This is a genomic window from Adlercreutzia sp. DFI.6.23 (assembly GCF_024462535.1).
GTDB lineage: Bacteria > Actinomycetota > Coriobacteriia > Coriobacteriales > Eggerthellaceae > Adlercreutzia > Adlercreutzia rubneri.
Genome location: NZ_JANGBP010000269.1, coordinates 1 through 365, shown reverse-complemented (window position 1 = coordinate 365; position 365 = coordinate 1). Strand labels below are relative to the sequence as shown.

Annotated in this window: 1 protein-coding gene; it reads left to right on the top strand. The window is 68.2% G+C overall.

Features of this window, described 5'->3' with window-relative positions:
* Nucleotides 1-365: 4Fe-4S binding protein (locus NE591_RS13320; protein ID WP_256156871.1), on the top strand; the 365-nt coding region annotated here is incomplete at both ends.

Here is a 365-nt window from a genome sequence, read left to right as displayed (position 1 = left end):
GGTGACGGCCGCCGTCACCTGCCATCAGTGCGAGGGGGCGCCGTGCTTGGCGGTTTGCCCCGTGGCTGCGATCAAGCGCACCGAAGAGGCCATCGTCGTGAACGAGCAGACCTGCATAGGCTGCAAGTTGTGCGCGGTGGTGTGCCCCTTCGGCGCCATCCATCCCTCGGGCACGTCCACGGCGGGCGTTGCCGGCATCTCCTCTCCCACTCCCACTCAGCCGCGGGGCACATCGCCTCTGCTGGCTTGGAGCATCGGCGTCTACACCTGCGCCGCCAAGTGCGACCTGTGCTCCACCTTGGGCCCCGACGAGGAGCCCCATTGCGTCGAAGCGTGTCCGACCAAGGCGCTCTACGTGCGCGATG